At 38.2% G+C, this 20,289-nt stretch carries 19 protein-coding genes; 10 read left to right on the plus strand and 9 right to left on the minus strand.

Annotated features, from left to right (window positions below; all coding sequences use genetic code 11):
* Nucleotides 1-410: 410 nt before the first annotated feature.
* Nucleotides 411-1,738, minus strand: a protein-coding gene (locus TE34_RS20570) for an IS3 family transposase (RefSeq protein WP_157037583.1) whose coding sequence is annotated in 2 segments (ribosomal slippage) — nucleotides 411-1,369 and nucleotides 1,369-1,738 — 1,329 coding nt in all. Because the reading frame shifts where the segments join, the coding sequence is not laid out codon by codon here.
* Between the two features lie 305 nt (nucleotides 1,739-2,043).
* Nucleotides 2,044-2,742 carry a glycerophosphodiester phosphodiesterase gene (locus tag TE34_RS05030; protein WP_047983741.1) on the minus strand — a complete coding sequence of 233 codons (699 nt, stop codon included), beginning with the start codon at nucleotides 2,740-2,742 and terminating at the stop codon, nucleotides 2,044-2,046.
* Nucleotides 2,743-3,056: 314 nt separating this feature from the next.
* Between TE34_RS05030 and TE34_RS05035 the strand changes: the two genes are divergently transcribed.
* Complete coding sequence (locus tag TE34_RS05035) at nucleotides 3,057-3,194, plus strand: hypothetical protein (RefSeq protein WP_157037584.1); 138 nt, start codon at nucleotides 3,057-3,059, stop codon at nucleotides 3,192-3,194.
* Nucleotides 3,195-3,315: 121 nt separating this feature from the next.
* On the opposite strand, the gene TE34_RS05040 is transcribed toward TE34_RS05035, so the two are convergent.
* Nucleotides 3,316-6,405: a S8 family serine peptidase gene (locus TE34_RS05040; protein WP_053074978.1), complete on the minus strand. Its 3,090-nt coding sequence runs from the start codon at nucleotides 6,403-6,405 to the stop codon at nucleotides 3,316-3,318.
* Nucleotides 6,406-6,784: 379 nt separating this feature from the next.
* Here TE34_RS05040 and TE34_RS05045 point away from each other — a divergent pair, with 379 nt between their 5' ends.
* From TE34_RS05045 to TE34_RS05075, 7 genes are all read left to right on the plus strand, one after another.
* Nucleotides 6,785-7,192 (plus strand): hypothetical protein, encoded by a 408-nt coding sequence (locus TE34_RS05045; protein ID WP_047983743.1) that lies wholly within the window; start codon nucleotides 6,785-6,787, stop codon nucleotides 7,190-7,192.
* 353 nt (nucleotides 7,193-7,545) lie between these two features.
* A complete protein-coding gene (locus TE34_RS05050; RefSeq protein WP_047983744.1) occupies nucleotides 7,546-8,283 on the plus strand; it encodes a threonine/serine exporter family protein in 738 nt (245 codons plus the stop codon).
* Between the two features lie 165 nt (nucleotides 8,284-8,448).
* On the plus strand, nucleotides 8,449-9,003 hold the full coding sequence (locus TE34_RS05055; RefSeq protein ID WP_047983936.1) for an RNA polymerase sigma factor: 555 nt from the start codon (nucleotides 8,449-8,451) through the stop codon (nucleotides 9,001-9,003).
* Nucleotides 8,996-9,757 carry a hypothetical protein gene (locus TE34_RS05060; RefSeq protein ID WP_047983745.1) on the plus strand — a complete coding sequence of 254 codons (762 nt, stop codon included), beginning with the start codon at nucleotides 8,996-8,998 and terminating at the stop codon, nucleotides 9,755-9,757. Before TE34_RS05055 ends, TE34_RS05060 begins: the two co-directional genes overlap by 8 nt.
* A 1-nt stretch (nucleotide 9,758) precedes the next feature.
* Entirely contained in the window at nucleotides 9,759-10,634 is an 876-nt protein-coding gene (locus TE34_RS05065) for an ABC transporter ATP-binding protein (protein WP_047983746.1), read from the plus strand.
* Nucleotides 10,635-10,639: 5 nt separating this feature from the next.
* Complete coding sequence (locus TE34_RS05070; RefSeq protein WP_047983747.1) at nucleotides 10,640-11,902, plus strand: ABC transporter permease; 1,263 nt, start codon at nucleotides 10,640-10,642, stop codon at nucleotides 11,900-11,902.
* A gap of 14 nt (nucleotides 11,903-11,916) precedes the next feature.
* Nucleotides 11,917-13,056 (plus strand): hypothetical protein, encoded by a 1,140-nt coding sequence (locus TE34_RS05075; protein ID WP_047983748.1) that lies wholly within the window; start codon nucleotides 11,917-11,919, stop codon nucleotides 13,054-13,056.
* 28 nt (nucleotides 13,057-13,084) lie between these two features.
* On the opposite strand, the gene TE34_RS05080 is transcribed toward TE34_RS05075, so the two are convergent.
* Nucleotides 13,085-15,286 carry an EAL domain-containing protein gene (locus TE34_RS05080; protein ID WP_053074979.1) on the minus strand — a complete coding sequence of 734 codons (2,202 nt, stop codon included), beginning with the start codon at nucleotides 15,284-15,286 and terminating at the stop codon, nucleotides 13,085-13,087.
* A gap of 230 nt (nucleotides 15,287-15,516) precedes the next feature.
* Between TE34_RS05080 and TE34_RS05085 the strand changes: the two genes are divergently transcribed.
* Nucleotides 15,517-15,996, plus strand: a complete 480-nt coding sequence (locus TE34_RS05085) for a threonine/serine exporter family protein (RefSeq protein WP_047983749.1) — start codon at nucleotides 15,517-15,519, stop codon at nucleotides 15,994-15,996.
* A 331-nt stretch (nucleotides 15,997-16,327) separates the two neighbouring features.
* Here TE34_RS05085 and TE34_RS05090 read toward each other — a convergent pair whose 3' ends face one another.
* Nucleotides 16,328-17,635 carry a hemolysin family protein gene (locus TE34_RS05090; RefSeq protein WP_047983750.1) on the minus strand — a complete coding sequence of 436 codons (1,308 nt, stop codon included), beginning with the start codon at nucleotides 17,633-17,635 and terminating at the stop codon, nucleotides 16,328-16,330.
* 168 nt (nucleotides 17,636-17,803) lie between these two features.
* Between TE34_RS05090 and TE34_RS05095 the strand changes: the two genes are divergently transcribed.
* On the plus strand, nucleotides 17,804-17,992 hold the full coding sequence (locus tag TE34_RS05095) for a YjfB family protein (RefSeq protein ID WP_047983751.1): 189 nt from the start codon (nucleotides 17,804-17,806) through the stop codon (nucleotides 17,990-17,992).
* A gap of 63 nt (nucleotides 17,993-18,055) precedes the next feature.
* On the opposite strand, the gene TE34_RS05100 is transcribed toward TE34_RS05095, so the two are convergent.
* The 4 genes from TE34_RS05100 to TE34_RS21395 all read right to left on the minus strand — a co-directional run bounded on the left by TE34_RS05100 (nucleotide 18,056) and on the right by TE34_RS21395 (nucleotide 20,178).
* Complete coding sequence (locus tag TE34_RS05100; protein WP_047983752.1) at nucleotides 18,056-18,430, minus strand: hypothetical protein; 375 nt, start codon at nucleotides 18,428-18,430, stop codon at nucleotides 18,056-18,058.
* Nucleotides 18,431-18,584: 154 nt separating this feature from the next.
* The gene (gene fabZ / locus TE34_RS05105) at nucleotides 18,585-19,007 is read right to left on the minus strand and encodes a 3-hydroxyacyl-ACP dehydratase FabZ (RefSeq protein WP_047983753.1); all 423 of its coding nucleotides are present in this window, start codon (nucleotides 19,005-19,007) and stop codon (nucleotides 18,585-18,587) included.
* Nucleotides 19,008-19,050: 43 nt separating this feature from the next.
* Entirely contained in the window at nucleotides 19,051-19,569 is a 519-nt protein-coding gene (locus TE34_RS05110; protein WP_047983754.1) for an AAA family ATPase, read from the minus strand.
* A gap of 141 nt (nucleotides 19,570-19,710) precedes the next feature.
* Entirely contained in the window at nucleotides 19,711-20,178 is a 468-nt protein-coding gene (locus tag TE34_RS21395) for a DNA-directed RNA polymerase subunit beta (RefSeq protein ID WP_236687103.1), read from the minus strand.
* Nucleotides 20,179-20,289: the final 111 nt, after the last annotated feature.

Below are 20,289 nucleotides of genomic sequence, written 5' to 3' on the forward strand. Positions count from 1 at the left end.
CAACATACTTAAACCTGATTCAAAAATGAAAGTGAAGAAGCTCGGTTTTTGATACGGATTCAATGATCCCTGAGGCTGATCGAGCTTTCTTTCACTTCTCACTATAACTCTAAAAAGAAAAATAGTGGGCAAAATCATCCGTCGATGATCTTACCCACTAATCTTAGTATGTTTCATATTACTAAACAGGGTGTTCAACAGGCCCATTATATCCCGTACTCTAATATACCTCATCTAAGACTATGTCACCTTTCCCCGATTACTTTTCAAAAATAATGCTCTTTGTTTTTTCAAGCACCTCATTTGCCCACGTATCAATCATTACCACTTTGAAAAGAGTATTCCTATTAATAGGGACAGAGGGACAGTGAACTACTACCCTAAAATCAGACAGTAATAAAAAGGGACACTTATGCAGCTAGTAAATGATTCCGGTATTGTACCGGAGTCATTTTTTCTAACCCCCATTGATATCGCCGGTTATTGTATTCATCAATATAAGAATCCACAACTTGCTGTAATTCATAAAAATTCGTACAATGTTTATATTCTACTTCATCTTTAAAGTGTCCAAAAAATGACTCCATAGGGGCATTATCCCAACAATTTCCCTTGCGTGACATTGATTGTGTTAACTTCAATTCTTTCGCTTTCTTTTGAAACTCTGGATTTGTGTAGTGGACCCCTTGATCTGAATGTAGGATAGTATTTTGTTTGATAATACCGTTGTTTTGATCTAGGTGTTCTAGTGTTTTATAAACAATACTCATTTCTAGATTAGTAGATAAATAGTGTGCAATAATTGCCTTTGTACACCCATCTTTAACACATGATAAATAAGCTTTTTGGCCATTCCCGTAATACAAATAAGTTATATCTGTTAATAGAACTTTACTTGGTTTTCCTTGATCAAATTGGCGATTTACAAGGTTAGGTAATGTTCGATGTTCTTGAGTTGCTTTTATCATTTTTTTATAAGGATTAGCTCTTCTCACTTTTGTCATTAGATTATACTTGCGCATTAATCTTCTTATCTTTTTATGATTCATACAAATACAATAATCATTTTCCATGATCATTTTTATTAGTAATACGCCTGTTTTTTGACTTTTTTGGTTAAAGATGTAAGCAATTAATTCCGTATCATTTTCATCTTCTTTTTCGCGTGAATCTCGAAGTTCTTTCGCATCCATCCAGGCATAATAACCACTTCTACTTACCCCTGCAAGAACACATAGATAAGTACGTACACGCTTTAAATTATTACGTTGGATAGTGTCATGGATGAGTTGATATCTTTCGCCTGGTGTTAGTTTCGTTTCTTTTTCATCGCCATCCTTTCCAACTCTTCTAGCTTTTTTAAAAACTCATTTTCCATTTCCAAGAACTTTATTTTGGCTTCTGCCTTTTTAAGCTGTTCTTCAATAGAAAGCTCTTTAGAATCCTTTTTAGATTCTTTCTTGCCTCTAAAGTCAGTTAACAACCCTAATTCACCTGATTTATCATAAACCTCTCGCCAAGTATATAATCTTTTCCTAGGTATGTCTTTTCCAAGAATCTCAAGATCAAAACCATTCTCTAAAAATATTAAACTAGGGGCTTTACCTTCTAGGTTATCTTTAACAGCCCTTACCTTAAACTCTGGGAGATAGGTTATTTGATTCTTTTTCACATCAACTATATTAGGGTTTTGTTTTAATTGCTTAATTTCATTTTCTGAATAATACTTTTTAGCCACTATAAAATCCTCCGCTCATCTAGTTAATTAAAATTATAAACGGATTTTCACTTTATAGATATAGGAAAACCCGAATAATGTCCTTCTTTTACTTTTGTCCATTATTCGGGTGGTAGTTCACAGGAACCTTGTCCCACCCGTGGCTCAAGGTTCCTGTCCCTCCATCTCTGTCGCATTAAATTCTTACATACTGTTCATTACGGAAGTTCTTGAGAATTGCATAAAACATCATTGGAAAAAGTAGTAGGTAAATCAATCTTTTTAAAGTAGACTTTCTCTTTCTAAGCAACGTTATTCTCCCCTCTCTATTGTGAAAATACTGCTTTATATTTTTCTAATTCGTCAGTAGTAACCAAGATTGATGGGTATTGCTTTGTAGTTTGCATCTGTTCTACGGTGTTCACCGTCCAAACTACTAATTGGATGCCCAGCTTCTCACACTTTCGAATATGCTTTTCTTTTATGGCTGTGTACTTCACAGCAAAGTATTGTGCGTTTAACTTTTTTAGGAGTCGGTAGTGTGTTAGACGGACTTTATTAACGAGTGGTCCGATTTGTATGTCTTTGGAAATGGCCCGTAACTTACGCAAGGAATCATGGTTGAAAGAAATTATGTAAGTCTGTTTTTCCATTTGTAGTTTATGAATAATTTCGTACACCTTTTTTTCAATACCTGAATAAAAATTCGGTTTCTTTAGTTCGATGGATACATGGATGCGGTCTTTGGCTAGTTGAAGTACTTCTTCTAAAGTAGGAATTTTTTCATTTGGGGTGATCGTAAACTGTTTAAGCTCCTCTAACGTGTAACTATAAATCTCTCCATTTCCATCTGTCATGCGGTCAATTGTATGATCATGGATAACTACTGGGATTCCGTCTTTACTCATATGTACGTCAAGCTCCATGTGAGAAAACCCTAAGTTTATAGCCGCCTGAAAGGATGATAATGTGTTTTCAGGAAAGTTTACAGGGTATCCACGATGAGCAATGCCTCGAATCGTCATTGAATTCTCCCCTTACCTACGTTTTTGTAATACTTTCCTTTTTAGTATAAAGCTTAGATATTAACTGGATATTGAGTATGTGTGAAGGCAATGTAAAAAAGTTGGATTAGAGGGACTGTCCCTCTGTGAATAAGTTCACATTACTATCCTAATTTCCTACTATGACTTCAACAGAACATAATTATTTCACCATTGGAAAATATAGGAACAAATACTATTAAAAGGAGAAAAATATTTGCTATAAACTACTATTTTTATTGTCTTGCTTGGTAGTGATGTTTGGTTGTGCAGATAAAGAAGAGGTCATAGACCAAATGAAGATGGATGCTGAGCAGCATATGGAACTAGGTAAACGCCAAGAAGCCATTTTAATTTATGAAGAAGTGCTCCAAATAGAAAACGATCCCGAAGTCCAAGACAGACTAATGCAACTGAAATCCGAAAGAGAATGAGGGACAGAGGGTCAGGTTCCTTGTCCCTGTGTGTGGGACAGGAAACCTGACCCTCTGTCCCCCAAAAAAGCAGCCCCTACCACTATATAGCGATAAGGGGCTGTTTTACTTTTTTAAAATATTATTGTGCGTTTTGTAAATCTTTATATTTACCGTGTGCTTTACCTTGTGGTCCTAGAACATTCTTCTGTGAGAAGTTTCCAGCAAGGTCTTCTACATAAACCGTTACAACCGAGCTAGGGTGAATTCCAGTAAGGTCAAATTCACTTACATCAGTAAGTACCCCAGAAACATCCTCACCGTTAACTAGGACTTGCCAAGCCGCAACACCACTACCATTTTCATCTGCAACAGAAACTGTTAATTCACGTTTCCCACGATTAATATCTGCAGAAATGGTAGGTACTGTAGTATCCAATAATACAGGAATTTCAATGGAATCTGATTGTGCTCCAGCAAAATCAATGACACCTACAGCTTGTAGGAAGTATTGTCCATCATTTGCAAGCGTTCCATTTACAGTTCCATCCCACATCCAGTCAGATGAAAACTTATAATATGACCCATTTCCACTATCATAATAGTCTTTACGGATATTTGATTCTGTGAAAATAGTATCTACTACATTACCATCTGCATCTAGAACATTAAATGTCACTTCTTTCGCATTTCTTAGGAATGATAGGATTAACCCTGCATCATCTAAGTATCCGTCACCATTTGGCGAGAATGCTAGTTGAGATGGATCTTCACCTAAAATGTAGAATTCACCACCAATTGTTCCTACTAAACCAGTCATGCCGTAGAATGACATTGGATCCCAAACTGGCGTATCAAAGATAGGTGCTGCATCCCACTCACCCTTGAATCCAACATAAGGAACTGTTAGAGAAGGGTTCGTGTCCGTTGCGTCTGTTAATGTTACAAATCCTTCTAACCAGTAACCATTTTCGAACCAACCAGAAAGTGTCCCATCTACGGAACTTAAATCTATAGTTACTTCAAAAGTTTCAGAACCGTTTGCAGGAACTTCCACTGTACTTACCGCTTCACCATTCACAGTAACTACTGATCCAAGATCTAATGCACCGAACAAGTTAGGTGCAGTTACAAGAATACCCGCATTTACTGGCGTATCCGTCTGTGCATTCGCACTAACTTCATAGCTTACCGCTTCATCTGAGAAGTTTTCAGCTGTTAATTCGAAAGTAACTTGGTTTCCTGTTACTTCCTTCAGTGCAACTTTTGCTTCACCAGTTGTAGAATTTGTCACTACTACAGGAGTAGATAAAGCAGAATGAAGTTGCATTAAACCAGCACCTTGACGACGTGGTGAAACTAGTGCGCCATCAAATTCTACTGGAGCAGAAGTATTCATTAAAATAGTTTTAGCTAATTCAACACGGTCTCTACCTTCTAGGTTAAATTCACTATCCACACGCTCTAACACTAATGCGCTACCACCTGAAACATGTGGAGCTGCCATCGACGTACCAGATTTCACACCATATCCACCATCATTTAGTGTAGAGTAAATTTGCCCACCAGGAGCAGTGATTTCTGGTTTAAAGTCTAGGTTTGGCGTTACACCCCATGAAGTGAAGTCACTCATTTGTCCAGCTGCTGCATTTGGCACTGAAGTTTGTTCACCTGAGAATGTTACGCTAGCTGTTTGACCATTTTGCACTGCTGCCGCTAACTTATCACCATCTACCTTTGAAAGGAAGATTTGTGGAATAACTATAGCCGGATCTGAAGCCATGTTTACCATACCGTCTTGATTATTATAAACAATTACTCCAGCAGCTCCTGCGCTTTGTGCATTGAGAGCTTTTGTTACGAAGTCAAGTTCCCCACGTTGTACAAGAGCATATTTACCATCAAAATCTTTTCCTTCAAAATCTGCAGGATGGCCAAGTCCAGCTACTTCCAGTTCATATGTAGCTCCAACTGTTGGTGCTGTTTGACCAGCTGACATAAATCCTGCAACACCAGTTTCGCCACCTTCAATAGCGAAATCTAATGCATCAATTGTCATAAATGTATTTTCAAAAGAAGCAACTTGTAATGAATCATACGAAACACCAGGAGAACCAACTAAACCATAATCTGGATTAGATGCATAAGGATAGAAGAATCCATCTCCGAATAATGCAGAGTTACCTGCAGAAATAGACATCATAACACCGTTTTCTACTGCACGAGAAACAGCAAGTTGCTCTGGATTTTGACTATCCACAAATCCAGCCGTAGCACCTAAACTCATGTTAAGTACATCAGCACCTAACTTAATTGCATCGTCAATTGCAGCGATATAGATATCACCATATGTATATGGATTATCTGGATCGTTACTAAATACTTTTAAGTTTAAAATTTGCGCATCTGGAGCAATACCTAAGATTCCTCCATTGTCTTCATCACCATTTGCACCAACTGTACCAGCTACGTGCATACCATGTGATGAGCCACCTGCGTAGTTATCAGTATATTCATCATTCTGATCTGCATAGTTATATCCATAAGGTACTTTACCTGTGTAGTACTGACCAGGTAAACCCTCATCTGCAATAATTTGATTCACATCATCTTCCAATAGGGCTACTGAAGTCCCTTCAGAAAGCACCATATCACGGTGGTTATGGTCTACACCAGTATCAATGACACCGACAACCATACCTTCACCTGTATATCCATATTCATTCCATGCTTGTTGTGCTTGTACAAGTTCTTTACTGTTTACCATATCTGGCTCAGCAATAGGTTGCTCGTACTTAGTGGAAATAACCACACTCTTTACATTTGGAATTGCTTGGATCGCATCCAATTCACCAAATTTAACTTCCGCACTAAAGCCGTTTACAACAGCATCAAATTCTTGAAGGACTTTGGCATTAATATTCTTATCCTTCATTGCTTTCTTTACTGTATTTTTCTTTGCTTTCGCTTCATTTAAAAGCTGTTTCTTCTCCGCTACGCTTAAATCGCCAAACTTAACCCCTTTTTTCGTAGCTTTCTCAATCGGAGCTTCACCGTCTAGTTCAACAGTGACACGAACTACTTCGTCTGGATTGATCGTTTCTACTAAATCTTTAGAAAGGGTTCCCTTCTGAAGATTACTATTAACGACAATATTTCCAGGTACCGCAAAGGCAACTGTACTGAACGCTAATAGAAAAATTAAAGATAATACCGAAATTCTCTTAAGCATTTCCTTCCTCCTCAATGAAAGTTTGACTTAAGCCTTTAGCCCCCTACTTTATGATTCTAGTAGCCTAAAAACTTAGTAATTTTAATGATAGATAATTCTTAAAACTTAGACAAGGTACCAAAGTCGTAGTTAAATATACGGATAGATTCTAGCGATTTCGCTAAAGTTTGGTAATTTTCTGCAATATACTACATACTATATAAGAAGATATACCTATTTTTTCGTGCTTTTTCGTGAAAGAATCTAGGTAGAAAGTTCTGACTTCGACAATAAAACGTGCTTTATAAAGAACTTTTTATTTCTCCCATTGAGTAGGCTTTCATATTATGCTATGATACCTTTGGTTTAAATTAAAATTTTCTGAAAGGGAAGTGTTATGATGAGTCCTGCTTATTACTTCGCTATCGCAGCAATCCTAGCAAGTCTATCCATTCTATTAATCTTTAAAATTAACATTGAAAAACTAAAAGAAAATCCAGATAATGTTGGTACCATCCAAACAAAGTTCTTTATCGGAGTTGCCATTGCTGAATTACTTCCAATCATCTTCATCATTCTAGGGCTGATGAATCTAACTACAGCGTCCTCCATCGAAGAGCTTTACTTACCTGGAATTATTGTCATTTTTGCATTGGTATTTGGACCTTTATTTATTCTCTTGCAACGTTCTGTAGGTGTTCCAGAAGAAGCGAAGCAAAGAGTGATGACGTTTTCGATGATCGGTATGGCTATGGCGAATGCTATTCCGTTTGTTTCTTTAGTTGGGCTAATTATGATGATGCCTTAGTGGTATGCCTTCCTTTTGGGGAGGTTTTTTTGTTTGTTGTGGGGGTTCGTATGGTATGTGCGCTGCCGTTTGGTTGATGTTTCGGTATTTCGGTTGATAGTTTCCTATTTTTGGTTGATATTTTTCAATACTCGTTGATAATGTCATTTATCGGTTGATGTTTTTCAAGAACGGTTGATATCATTACACTTTCGGTTGATAATCTTCAAAAACGGTTGATACCCCCGCACTTTCGGTTGATGATCCCTTAAGAAAACGGCTGATACCCCCCCACACAATCCACCTCCCCCTTCCATCTCGCCACTTTCCCTACTATAATAAGAAAAGACAAAAGAGTTCGGAGCTGATTACTTATGGAAAAACAAATCACCAAGGTTTGTATGCTAGCTGGGAAAATCATGTTGGAAAGTAGTGCGGAGACGTATCGGGTGGAGGATACGATGAATCGGATAGCAAGGGCGTATGGGCGAGAGAATTCGCAGAGCTATGTGACTCCTACCGGTATTAACTTTTCGACTGATCAAGCAGAGCCTGCGAACATGATGCGGATTGAAAAACGGACAACGGATTTAAATAAAATTGCTGAAGTAAACAGTGTTTCTCGGAGAATCGCTGCTGGGGAATTAACGATTGATGAAGCGCTTCGTGCGTTACGAGTGCTGGAGAAGCAAGAATTTCTCTACTCGAATACTGTCATGGTTGCTATTGCAGCGATTGCCAGTGGATGCTTTACGATTATGTTCGGAGGAATTTGGGCAGACTTCCTTCCCTCATTAGTGGCAGGAGGGATTGGTTTTATCGGTTTTCTCTGGTTTGATAAGCTGGTGGAGATTCGCTTTATATCTGAGTTTGTTGCTTCCTTCGTTATTGGACTTATTGCAATTGTTTTTGTTCAAACTGGATTAGGTGTGGAGTTAGATAAGATTATTATTGGGGCGGTTATGCCGCTTGTACCTGGACTTCATATCACCAATGCTGTTCGTGATTTACTTGCGGGGCACTTATTGGCTGGCCTTTCTAAAGGAGTTGAAGCACTGTTGACTGCGATTGCGATTGGAGCAGGTATCGCGGTAGTACTTTCATTTGTTTAAGATAGGTATAACCCCCTAGAACCTGTCCACCATTCGGGAACAGGTTCTTTTTTTTCCTTTTATTTTTACCTCTTTACAAAAAACTTTTTCATATTTAAAACTTTTTCCCAGCTCACTTCGACTATATGAATAGAGACAGGGTTAAGGGGAATACGTGGTGAAATGATGGATCAAGAGAAAAAATGGATAAAAGAGATAAAGCGAAAAGCAAATACCGAAGCAGCTAATCAACTGATTGCAAAATACTATAAAGAAATTTATGCATTCGTCTACAAACAAACAATAGATACGGAGTTAGCACTTGATTTGACCCAGGAGATCTTTATTAGTGTTCTAAAGTCTATTCATCAATTTGAAGGACGTACCGCTACATTCCGGACGTGGTTATACCGAATAGCTTCTAATCGTGTGGTGGATTTTTACCGCTCGAGGCACTATAAAATGAGACGGATATCCGACACAATCGAGGATATGGAGTTGCATGATAGTGAGGATCTAGTGGTGTCCTTAGAGTATAAGGAAGAAATGGAACGAATCGCATCCATTATTAATTCGTTAGAAACGAGCTATCAGAAAGTTATCAGGCTCAAATTATTTGGAGAGTATCGATTTCATGAAATCGCGGAGATGGAACAGCTGCCCCTCTCGACTGTGAAAACAAGGTATTATGCAGCCTTAAAATTAATCAAAATGGAAATGAAGGAGTTTAGCCATGACTAAGGAAAAGTTTCATATTCCAATGCCTAGTGACGAGCAAATCCAAAGGGAATTAAATCATATTATTTCCGTTGGATTGAAGCCAAAGGAATCATTTCATGTTTACTTGCTTCGGTTATACAAAGAAATTGGGTTACGCAATTTGATGCCGAATCGCTGGGAGGAGTTTCTCATTCTCCTTATTGGATTTAGTGCCTTACTCTTTATTCCATTTGTTGTAACAGAGAGTCGGTTTTATGAAGTTAAAGACTTTTATGCGATTACCTTTCTGCTATCACCACTTTTATTCATGACTCTATCTATTTATCATTTTACTAGTAAAATCCATACAGCTACGTATGAAGTGGAGATGGTTTGCAAATATAACCTGTATCAAGTAGCAGCATTTCGCATGTTCGTGTTTAGTATCATAGCAATTCTAGTAAATGTTTGTAGTGTTCGATCCGTTTCTTTATTAGATGATGATATCCAATTTTTCAGAGCTATTATGATTTCCATTACATCCCTATTCCTCTTTTCTATTATCTTTTTATTCGCCTATTTGAAACGGCAATCGAGATTGATGATTGCCTTCGTCATAGGGGGATGGGTTGTAGCTAACATGAGTTTGAGCTATGTGAAAAGTGACTTTTATGAAGGTTTCTTAATGACCATTCCTATCCCTGTCTATCTGGTTATTCTAGCATTAAGTATTGGTATCTATTTCAATTATCTAAGAAAGCTGGTGCATTTTAAACCAGTAGAGGGAGTTCGATAATATGTTGGTAGTTAATAACGTTAGTAAAAACTATGGAGACTTTACCGCATTAAAAAATATTAATCTTGAGTTCGGTTCTGGAGTATATGGTTTACTAGCCCCAAATGGTGCTGGTAAAACGACGTTAATCAAGATGCTAGTTACACTTATTTCGCCAAGCAAAGGGGAAATACTGTATAACGGAACCGATATTACCAGCTTAGATGAGGAGTATCGTGAAGTACTTGGATTTTTGCCACAGCAATTCGGCTATTATAAACATTACTCTCCTAAGAGCTATTTAATGTACTTGGCTGCATTAAAAGGGATTGAGAAAAAGGTTGCCCAAGAAAAGATTACAGAGTTGCTCGATAAGGTAGCGTTGTCTGATGTGGCTAATAAGAAAATGCGTAAGTTTTCTGGTGGTATGATTCAACGGGTCGGGATTGCCCAAGCATTACTAAATGATCCAAAGATAGTTATTCTAGATGAGCCAACTGCTGGGCTGGACCCAAAAGAACGGGCCAGGTTTCGTCAGCTACTAACGGAATTATCTCGCGATCGATTGATTATCATTTCTACTCATATCGTGTCTGATATAGAATCTATCGCTAATGAGATGGTGATGATTAAGAATCAAGAGTTATTATACAAGGATTCTGTAGAAAACATTTGTAACACGTTAGACGGAGCAGTCTATGAAACTACTATTACAAATGATGAGCTTGCTTCCTTTAGAGCGAATCACGTGCTACTTTCTGAAAAACAGGAACAATCAAAAATGCTAGTTCGTTTCGTTCATAAAGGTGAGTCAAAAGAGGACTGGACAGTAAAGAATCCACATCTTGAGGACGTCTTCCTTTATGAGTACCGTGATGACCTTTCATTAGGTGTGTGATTAACATGCAAATTGTAAAATTCGAATGTAAAAAGGCATTAACATCACCTATTATTCTATTTTTGTTACTATTATTTACTGCTTATAATATATTGATTGTCTCTAACTCTTCTGATTTTAATAAGGAACTGCATGTAGCTAATGACGTAGCTAATTCTTACGGAGTAGAAATTACTGATGAAACTCTCCTTAAAATGGAAAAGGATTTACAAGAGGAACTGACTCATTTAAATAACATAACCGAGGAAAAAGCTGGTCAATCTTTTTCTAGTGCTGGAGAATTTTTTTCGCAATTGACCTATGAGCGACAAGAGAAATATTCGGAAGACCAGTTGGATTCCTTTTATACTATTTATCTAAAAGAAATGTATTTAGATACGGCTAAACATATCGATGAATCCTACCAGAAGATTGATATCAAAGAACTTGGTGAAAACAATATTCAAAACTATGGGTTGAGTGGTGCAGCCTCCGAATCGCTGAGTAAACAATATGAGAAGTTTGGAAATCGATTCGATGAGATGAAGCGTAATATGGAGCATAAGCGATGGTTTTTTGCTGGTAAAGTATATTCCATGCACAGCCAATTGTTTAAACAGTTGTTTCTACCTATTATTTTTGAATCAATCATTTTAATCGTGCTTTCCACGGCATTAATAACCAATTATGAATTTGAAAACAAAGCACACCTTGTTACATATGCAACTAAAAGAGGGAGACGTTTGATGGTGGATAAATTGGTAGCTTCTTTAGCTGTCTCCACAATCCTGTCAGTAGTGTTATTGGCTGTAGCACTAATTGTCTATTTTAAGGTGTTTGATTATACCCACTTATGGCATAGCTCAATTAGTAGTGCATTTAACTGGGAAACTAACTTCCCATACGTCTCCTGGTGGGAGATGTCCTTTTTACAATATTTAGTCGGGGCTATTGCTTTGTTTTATATTTGTATGCTCCTGTTCTCGTGTAGCACGTTTGCTATTGCTGTTTTACTTAAAAATAGCTATTTTACTTTCTTTGGATTTATAGCGATATTTACAATTCTTTTTATGCTACAGGGGTTCATGCCCAAATCATCGAACCTAATATTTGTTACTGGATTTAACCTAACAAGTCTCGTCTTAAATCCTCACCAATGGTTTATGGCTAGTAATGGGTTACTCGTTTTTAAATACTATGAAGTCATTACGGTGCTTGTGGCTGTAGTAGTTATTACCATATTGTTTGTTTTTGTTATGAAGCGTTTTAATAAACAAGATATTGTCTAAGGGGATTGTTGAGAATGCGGATTGTACTACAAGAATTGAAGAAAATCTTAAACTGGAAAATTGGTTTGTTGCTTGTTCTCGCTAATGCTATATTGTACTTTTTATTAATCAGTTATCATATTGAACATTTCCCTAATGGAAGACCAGCTCTAGACTCCTATCGAATTGGTATAGAAATGGTTGAGAAATATGGTGTCTCCATGAGCGAAGGGGAGAAAGCAGACTTTAAAGAGACATATGAACAACGTTTGAAAGATGCAGACGAATATATTCAATCAAGGGTGGATTTTTCATCGGTTGGAATACATAGTTATCAAGATTTTCAAGATATCAATTATGAAAATCAGGAACAAGCAGAGCTACGAAACAAAGTGGTCTTTGAGGAGAATGTGGATTTATTCTGGGAGCTTCAGGAGCGCGAACGTTTAATAGAATTTCAAAATGAGAACGACATAATTATGGCGAATGAAATGGAAAGAGGTAGTTCCCAGCAAGTTGCAACGTTAGAAGAAATAAAGGCTACTGGTAATTATTATATCTATCCAGAGTTGGTCTTTTATAACTACAAGGACTTTATCGTAAACGTTGCGATAGCGATTATTGTTAGTGTCGTGTTGTTGTTATCTCCTGTTTTCATTAGGGATCGTTCGTTAAGACTAGTAGACTTGCAATATACAACAAGGGTTGGGCGGAATATATTTAAGAGAAAAATGATTGCTGGGTTACTTGCAATGTTTATGGTAATTACAGCACTTCTAGCAATCTATTTTAGTATTTATTCCTTAAACAATACGGGAATGTTCTTTTCTAGTCCAATTAATTCTTTCATCGGTGGATTCCATTGGTATGACATTACCTTCTTCCAATATATTGTGTTAACAGTTCTTGCTATTTACTTCTTGGGATTTGTATTTGCTTTGCTTGCCATGATTTTTTCGAATTTGATGCCAAACTTCGTAGCGTTAGTAGGGATTCAGATTCCCTTTATTATCGCAATGATCGGCCCTGGTATCTCTTACTTGATTTATCAAATTACTGCCCTAGATCTATCGCAATGGCTCGTTCCATCGGGCTATGTGTTAATAATAGTGATAGGTAGCATGTTCATGCTTTTTGTTTGGAGAAGAGAAAGGACATTGGATATCGTACATTAATAAAAACTTGGGTTTGTACTCCTCACCGTTAAGGAGACAAACCCAAGCTTTGTTTTTGCTTTTGTTTTTTTATGCGATCCTTTTCGACTTTTACCGGATCTGGTTGAAGTACCCCTCTTACTAACAATTCTTCAAAATTAGCTACGGGAACTGGTCTTGAAAATAAGTACCCTTGAATGAGGTCACATTGTCGATTTCTTAAGAAACGATACTGCCCGTATTCCTCCACGCCTTCTGCAATTATCTTCATTTTAAGTCCTTTTGCCATTTCCATGACGGAACCGACAATAATATTATCCTTTTCCACTTGACCATCTCGACTTTGAATAAATACTTGGTCAATTTTTAACGTATCTGCTTGGTACTCGCGCAAGTAATTAAGTGAGGCAAAGCCGGTACCAAAGTCATCGATGGCAACGCGTACGCCAAGCTCCTTTAATTCTGCAAGTGTCATCAGCACGCCTTTTTCACTTTTTAATAGCGAACCTTCTGTAATTTCCACCCCGAGATAGCCCGCCGGCACTTGATAAGCTTCCAACTGTCTCTTCACATAGTCTGTGAAGCCTTTTTTCATCAGGCGAATTGGTGAAATATTTACAGAAACTTGGATTAATTCTAATCCTTTGTCTTTCCATTCTTTCATTTGGCTACATGCCTTTTTAATCACCCAATCCGTAATGTCGCTAATTAGATGGTTCTCCTCCGCAATTGGAATGAATTCTCCTGGGGAAATTAGCCCCCATTCCTTATGATTCCAGCGTATGAGTGCTTCTGCGCCCATGATTTGGCCTGTTTTTGTTTCCACTAATGGTTGATAATACAGCTCAAATTCTACTTTTTCTAGAGCTTCGATCATATCTTTCTCAATCGCTAGCTTACGTTGGAATGCAATGTCCTTGGAATAGGAATACAGTCGGAATGTATTTCTACCGCTTTTCTTTGCATGGCTGAGCGCTGAGTGTGCCTTGTCCATTAAGCTTTCGACTGTCTCGCCATCTTCTGGGTACATGCTGATTCCAGCGCTAATGGTCAAATTAATTTCGTAATTATCGATGGTTAACGGTTGCTTAATGTCGTTAATTAAATTATTCGTGATGGCTAGGATATTGTCCTTACTCTGATAATCCTCGAGAAGAATGATAAAATCATTGCTCTCTAAACGGGCAACAAAGCTCGACTCTGGGAGAATCAATAAAAGCCTAGCAGCTATTGTTTTTAACACTTCATCCCCGATTTGGTAGCCTAGCGACCCATTAATAACCGAAAAACGATCTAAGTTTAAAAACATAAATGCAAATGGTGTTTCACTATTCATTAACTGATCGAGTTTTTCATCCAAACTTCTTCGGTTGGGAAGTGTCGTTAGTAGGTCATGATTCGCAGAATATCTCAGCTGCTCTTGTGTCTCCACTTCATTCGTTATATCGGTCTGCATCCCGTAAATATGGGTAATCTTGCCACTTTCATCCCGGTACGGAGCCGTGTGGCAGGTTAGCCATTTTCCCTCGCCATTAAGCGCGTTAATTCGATATCGCAAATCAACAGATTCGCCTTTGGCTAGTACATCGATGGCCAGTTGCTTTACATATTTTTTATCATCTTCGTGAACATATTTTTGAATCACATGCTTGATATCTAATTGGTCTGTATCAAATGATTCAATTGGATATTCATACAGGTTCGCTAACCCCTTGGAGGCGTATACTAGTTTTCCTGTTTTATATTCACTGATCCAGACACCAATATCTAATAGATCAAAGATCGATTTAAAACTTCTATTTTCACTTCGCGTATCTATTTCTTTTCGTTTATGTATTGTCACATCTTTAATAATGATCCCTACACCATCTATGTCACTGGAATTTTGCAATGGCATCATCATGACTTCGTAGAACTGCTTTTTTCGCTTGACTTGTACCTCACAGTATTCCGTTTTTCCAGTCAGTGAATTAGCGAAAGCGTCTGCAAATTTTTGGTATGTTTGTTTCAACAGCACATGCTGGAGGTCTTCTATTTTATTTAGATTAGTAAATGGAGCCAAGTTCATCTGATTTTGAGAGCGCAATTGTCCATCTGGAGAGAACACCATAATCAAATCGGGTGCGTTATTTCCTAGTGATGCATAGTAGTTTAGTAGTTTTTCCGTAAGAGCGTCTTGACCAATGTGGGTATTATTATTTTGAAATAACATACTTAATATGGCAGATTGTGTCGAATCGGTCTTAGTCATGATAGCTCTCCTTTTAGAAAATTAAACAAAAATTCGAATACTTATTCTAAATTATAGTATAATAGTCCTTCATTTCAAACGATTTTCTCACTATTATTGCGGTATTTCGCTTTCCGAAATAACAAAACACGAAAAATACTTTTCTTAATTTGCAAACTTTTTCCTGTAATACCGGATATTTTATTCCAGAAGATTGCAGTCTGTTTGCTAATTAGTTTACAATAGAAATCATGTATAAACGGATCGGAGGGTTAGGAGTGGGAATACTTGCTCAGCTTATAACAAGCTTTGTTGCATCAGCAGGGTTTGGGATATTATTTAATGCACCGAAAAAAGTGCTCGTTCAATGTGGGTTAAATGGGATGGTCGGATGGATTGTCTATTATGTGCTTGTCGAGAGAGGTATGGACACCGTTCCAGCAACTATACTGGCCGCTATGCTCGTTGCCATGATCAGCCGCTTTTTCTCCAAAATCTATAAAACACCAATCATCATCTTTAACGTATCTGGCATCATTCCACTCGTCCCCGGTGGGATGGCCTACAACGCCATGCGCAGCGTCGTTCAAAACGATTACTTATTAGCGTTTCAATATTCCACAAAAGTAATGCTACTGGCTGGTGGAATTGCCATGGGGTTAATGTTCTCCGAAGTGGTGAATCAGATTATGTTGAAGACTGCTGGGAAGAAGCAGAAGACGCAGTTGTAGTTGGGGGTTGTGGGGTTGGCTCTTTTGCGGGAGGATGGCTGATGTCCGGCGGTGTGGTTGATGTTTGGGCTCGTTTGGTTGATGTTTTATTTAAACGGTTGATATTCTGACTAATTCGGTTGATGTTTCCATTTAAACGGTTGATATTCGTTCCATTTTGGTTGATAGTCATCTTAAATCGGTTGATGCCCGCTATGTTTTGGTTGATAGTCACCTCAAATCGGTTGATGCCCGCTCTGCTTCGGTTGATAGCACCTCGCATTCCGTTAATATTCGCCTAATCAGAGGGGAATCACCAGCAACCCTCACTACCACCAGCGTCCCCCCACTCCTACTCCCCACTATCCAACTCAACCCGTGTCACCATTACCTTATCCACCCGCACATGATCCATATCAACTACTTCAATTTTCAAGTCTTCTACCTGGATGAAGTCGCCCACCTTTGGAATATCACCTAGATAGGTTGTAATATAGCCACCAAGCGTGTGTGATTCACTGCGTAACTCTTCAAATTCATCGATTTCAAAATAACGTCTAAAGGTTTCTAACGGAATAAGGCCATCTGCAAGCCAGGTCTTCTCATCGCGTTTGACAATTTTGGGATCGACATCAAAAAGATCAGGCATGTCCCCGACGATAACTTCGATAAAGTCATGCAAAGTAACGAATCCTTCAATTCCTCCATATTCGTCAATTACGATTGCCTGGTGCTTACCGGAGTCTTTGATTTTTTCCAGTGCTTGAAAGGCCATCATGGCTTCCGGTAAAACGAGGGCTTTTTCTACAACATCCTCTAACTGGAAGGGTTCGTTTTTCAGTAATTTTCCAAAGACGTTCTTCTTATGAATGATTCCGCGTATGTTGTCTAGGCTCCCCTCACCGACGGGAAAGGAGGAATGGTTACTCGTATTCATGATTTCTAAGTTTTCCTCTTGTGGGTCCTCTAAATCGATCCATTCGAGGTATGTTCTTGGCGTGAGGATGTCACCTAATCGCTGGTCACCCATGTAGAATATCTTTTCTACCATTTCACGCTCGTTTTCTTCCACTACACCGCTGTATACACCTTGTTCAATTAACTGAGTAATCTCTTCCTCCGTTACATCCGGATCATTATTTTGTTTAATCCCGAAAATTTTCAGAACGAATTCGGTTGATTTACTTAATACCCAGATTAATGGCTTGCCTACTTTTGAAAAGTAATACATTGGTTTCGCAACGGATAGGGCGACCTTTTCCGGATTATTCATACCGATTCGTTTCGGTACGAGCTCACCAATAATTAACGACAAATAGGTTGTTATCGCAATCACGATAAATAAGCTAATTTGTGAGCTAAATGGTGCAAGTGACTCAATTTTAGCTATCGCAGGCGTTAATTGGCTTGCGATTGCAGCACCACCGAAAGCACCAGTTACAACACCGATTAAAGTAATCCCGATTTGAATAGTTGATAATAATTGGTTCGGTTCTTCGGCCAGCTTTAGTGCATAACTTGCTCGCTTATCACCATTTTCGGCAATTTTATCTAATCGTGCTTTTCGGGAAGTTACAATTGCAATTTCTGTCATCGCAAAAATACCATTTGCGACGATTAATATAAGAACAATACCGATGGAAACCAGTGGAATGTCCAAAATAGCCTCACCATACCTTCGTTTCACTAGATAAGAAAATTAAACCACAAATAAGTCCATATAGTCTAACTTTTGCTTATGAAAGGATTCTTATACTGTTAAGGATTGGGTATTCTATGCCGATGAAAAGGGAGTAGTTATAATTGGCTAAGGTGAGGAGGGAATTGGATGGATATTGCAGCAATGTCTGTCGTGATGGCAAACAGCAAAGTTCGGTCTGGAGCTAGTTTAGCAATGGTCGCGAATATAAAAGATCTTATGCAACAACAAGGAAATCAGTTAACAGAGATGTTATCTCAGAACATATCAAATGCTCCACATCCAACTCTTGGCAAAAGCGTGGATATTAAGCTATAAAGAGCTTTTCGTTCATGAAAAAAATCCCCTAGCGTCTTGCTTGGGGATCTTTCATGTACATAATTATTGATTCATATCGTCTTCTTCACCGTTTTCGGTTCCTTCAGTTGGGCCAGCACCGTTATTTTCGCCGTCTTCGCCTAGACCGTTATTCTCGCCATTTTCGTCATCTAGTAGGCCATCTTCGCCATTGTCAGTATCCAGGCCGTCATTGCCGTCCGTACCCTCTGTACCGTTGTCTAGACCGCCATCCATGCCATCATCCGTTCCGCCATTCTCAAGGTCATTATTTTGACCATTGTCATCTTCTTGATTTAACGGAGCTTCATCTCCGGCAGGATCTTCGATAGGGTCTTCCGTATCATCGTCACCACATGCAGCCATAAGTGATAATGCCAAAACAGGTGCCCCTAATTTGATTAGCCATTTTTTGTTCATGACATTTCCTCCTTGTAGTAATAACTTTCGGCATTAGCTTACCCCGTTTCATCAAAACTGATACGGTTATTTTACGGAAAATTAATGTATTGTAATTGCTGCAGCGGGAAAAACAAATAAAAAATGCCACCATTGAAATGGTAGCATTCCCTAATTATTTAATCGCAAATGTAATTTCCGCTTCACAAGCAAGTTCGCCATCTACTGTCGCTGTCCCTTTTCCTTTTCCAATAGGGCCTTTGACACGGATGATTTCTACTTCTAGTTTCAGTTGATCACCAGGTTTGACTTGGCGCTTAAAACGACATTTATCAATACCAGCTAGGAATCCAATTTTTCCACGATTTTCTTCTTTTCCTAACATAGCAATTGCCCCTGTTTGAGCAAGAGCTTCTACGATGAGAACTCCTGGCATTACAGGGTAATCTGGGAAATGGCCTTGGAAAAATGGCTCATTTACTGACACGTTTTTTAAAGCAACAACACGTTGCCCTTCTTCTACTTCTAATACCTTGTCCACTAATAAAAATGGATAACGGTGTGGGATTGTATTTTTGATTTCATTAATATCCAAGATTAGCGCTCCTTTATATGTATCTTTTTTCTTATTATAACAGAGATTAACTATTTATATAATCCATTGCCTTTTGCAAATAATTCTTTAAAGGTTTACTGGTATCTACAATCAAGAAAGGGTGATTGAGTGGTCGTTTACTATTTTCCAGTGTACTTCGAAAGACAACTTCCGAACTGACTTTGCTGATTTGACTCTGCATAGTTTCTCTGCTTTTTAATCGTTGATTAATTTGATCATAATCATCTAAATAGCATTCGATATATTTATATTTAGCGCCATATTTGTCCGCTAGTGCCTCTCCCTTTTCAATCATAACTGGATACAAGCAAGGGCTATCTAGAATGGTGCTATTCCCTAAGGCTAGATTAGCATCAACTAGAGACCAATCGATATTGTAAGCTACCTTTCCAGCTTGCTGGGGGTTGATTTCCGGCATTTCTTCAAGCAAAGCCGATTTAACGACATCATGATCAACGAGCACAACAACTGTCTGAGCGGCAATTTCGCGTGCTAACGTTGATTTACCTGAACCAGGAAAGCCTGACATTTGGAGAAAGAACATGTACATACCTCATTTCAACATCCTTTCTCCATTATTTCTACGCTATATTCGCGAAATCCTGCTACGTCATTAATCTGTTATATTTTCTTAATATTTTTTCCATAAAAAAACCTGCACTCTTCTAATGTACAGGTTGATTAACTATTCTGCTTTAAAGATAATATCAATAATATGCTGCCACGTTTCCCATTCCAATGCATCACTTGGTTCACCTTCACCAAGCCCACCATAACCAAACATTAATCCGTAACCTAATGCAAGGACACATAATCCCGAAACAATAACTAGACGCAGCCAAATTGGGAAAATACGTAATCTTGGCTTTTTATTCTTACGTTTTTCTATTTTTTGCTGTTTCTTTTGTAGTTTTCTCGTTTGCTTGAGCGTTTCGGTCATTTCCATTTCCGCACTAGCAGATCTTCTTCTACGTTGCTCTTTTTCTGGTGAAAGTTCTTTACTGGAAGACGTATCTTCTTTACGCACCGATGGCTTCGCTTCGCTTTCAGAAGAACGTTTATCAGGACGTTTGTCTTCTGTCGATGCTTCTACACGCAATCTTCTCGTACGAGTCTCTTCCTTTGTTTTTTCAAATTGGTTTGTTGGGCTCATAACTTGGTTCACCTGTTTCCATACATTTCATTCTTCTTCTACTATAAGATAAAAGTTAGACAATCGTCAATCATCTTTTAGGCAGATCGGAAAGAATATATCTTTTTACCT

Origin of the sequence: Ornithinibacillus californiensis, from assembly GCF_001038485.1 — a bacterium.
Taxonomy (GTDB): domain Bacteria; phylum Bacillota; class Bacilli; order Bacillales; family Amphibacillaceae; genus Ornithinibacillus; species Ornithinibacillus californiensis.

Excerpts from the sequence above, each read along its gene's own strand:
- TE34_RS05030 (WP_047983741.1), bottom strand. The coding sequence starts at position 2,742 with ATGACGATTCGAGGCATTGCTCATCGTGGATACCCTGTAAACTTTCCT.
- TE34_RS05035 (WP_157037584.1), top strand. The coding sequence starts at position 3,057 with ATGAAGATGGATGCTGAGCAGCATATGGAACTAGGTAAACGCCAAGAA.
- TE34_RS05040 (WP_053074978.1), bottom strand. The coding sequence starts at position 6,405 with ATGCTTAAGAGAATTTCGGTATTATCTTTAATTTTTCTATTAGCGTTC.
- TE34_RS05045 (WP_047983743.1), top strand. The coding sequence starts at position 6,785 with ATGAGTCCTGCTTATTACTTCGCTATCGCAGCAATCCTAGCAAGTCTA.
- TE34_RS05050 (WP_047983744.1), top strand. The coding sequence starts at position 7,546 with ATGGAAAAACAAATCACCAAGGTTTGTATGCTAGCTGGGAAAATCATG.
- TE34_RS05055 (WP_047983936.1), top strand. The coding sequence starts at position 8,449 with ATGGATCAAGAGAAAAAATGGATAAAAGAGATAAAGCGAAAAGCAAAT.
- TE34_RS05060 (WP_047983745.1), top strand. The coding sequence starts at position 8,996 with ATGACTAAGGAAAAGTTTCATATTCCAATGCCTAGTGACGAGCAAATC.
- TE34_RS05065 (WP_047983746.1), top strand. The coding sequence starts at position 9,759 with ATGTTGGTAGTTAATAACGTTAGTAAAAACTATGGAGACTTTACCGCA.
- TE34_RS05070 (WP_047983747.1), top strand. The coding sequence starts at position 10,640 with ATGCAAATTGTAAAATTCGAATGTAAAAAGGCATTAACATCACCTATT.
- TE34_RS05075 (WP_047983748.1), top strand. The coding sequence starts at position 11,917 with ATGCGGATTGTACTACAAGAATTGAAGAAAATCTTAAACTGGAAAATT.
- TE34_RS05080 (WP_053074979.1), bottom strand. The coding sequence starts at position 15,286 with ATGACTAAGACCGATTCGACACAATCTGCCATATTAAGTATGTTATTT.
- TE34_RS05085 (WP_047983749.1), top strand. The coding sequence starts at position 15,517 with ATGTATAAACGGATCGGAGGGTTAGGAGTGGGAATACTTGCTCAGCTT.
- TE34_RS05095 (WP_047983751.1), top strand. The coding sequence starts at position 17,804 with ATGGATATTGCAGCAATGTCTGTCGTGATGGCAAACAGCAAAGTTCGG.
- TE34_RS05100 (WP_047983752.1), bottom strand. The coding sequence starts at position 18,430 with ATGAACAAAAAATGGCTAATCAAATTAGGGGCACCTGTTTTGGCATTA.
- TE34_RS05110 (WP_047983754.1), bottom strand. The coding sequence starts at position 19,569 with ATGTTCTTTCTCCAAATGTCAGGCTTTCCTGGTTCAGGTAAATCAACG.
- TE34_RS21395 (WP_236687103.1), bottom strand. The coding sequence starts at position 20,178 with ATGAGCCCAACAAACCAATTTGAAAAAACAAAGGAAGAGACTCGTACG.